This window comes from Teichococcus aerofrigidensis, from assembly GCF_054073225.1.
Genome location: NZ_JBSXMU010000281.1, coordinates 1 through 682, shown reverse-complemented (window position 1 = coordinate 682; position 682 = coordinate 1). Strand labels below are relative to the sequence as shown.

The 682-nt window shown below is 81.2% G+C and carries 1 protein-coding gene; it reads left to right on the top strand.

Annotated elements, in window-relative coordinates; all coding sequences use genetic code 11:
* Nucleotides 1-682: YncE family protein (locus ACVMLK_RS21230; protein ID WP_457487567.1), on the top strand; the 682-nt coding region annotated here is incomplete at both ends.

The following is a 682-nucleotide window of genomic DNA, read 5'->3' as shown; positions in this document are numbered from 1 at the left end:
GCGCTGGGCCCCGGCCGCGCCCTGGCCGCCGGCACCGACGGGGCGGTCAGCCTGGGCGCGGAGGGGGTCTCGCCGCTCCCCGGCCTCGGCGGCGGCTTCACCGAGGCGGCCCATTCCGCCCTGGCCCAGCTCACCCTGCTGCTCGACGCCGCGGCCGGCCGCGTGCTGGCGCTCGACGCGGCGGGGCAGCCCGTCGGGCTGTGGACCGTCGCGCCGGGCGCCGCCGGCCTCTTCCCCGACCCCACCGGCCGGCTGCTCTTCATCCCCGAACCGGGGGAGGACCGCGTCACGGTGATCGACCTGGCGCGCCGCGCCGTGGCGCACCGCGTGCCGGTGCCCGGCGGGCCGCTGCGCCTCGGCTTCAGCGGCACCCAGGCCTATGTCCAGAGCCGCGAGGGGTCGAGCGTGACGCTGATCGCGCTCGGTAGCCTGGAGGAGGGCGGCACCCCGGCGCTCACCGGCATCGCCGCCGGCTCCGGCGCCCTCGAGGGCGGCGCGGCGCTGGGGCCGCTGGTGGTGGCGGCGCCGGGCCAGGAGGGCATGCTGATCGCCGAGCCGGACCAGCGGGTGGTGCATGTCTACATGGAGGGCATGGCCGCGCCCTCGGGCCTGCTCCGCGCGCCGCGCGGCCGGCCGCGGGGCCGGGGCGCCCTCGGCCCCGCGCGGCGCGGGGCGGCGCCGG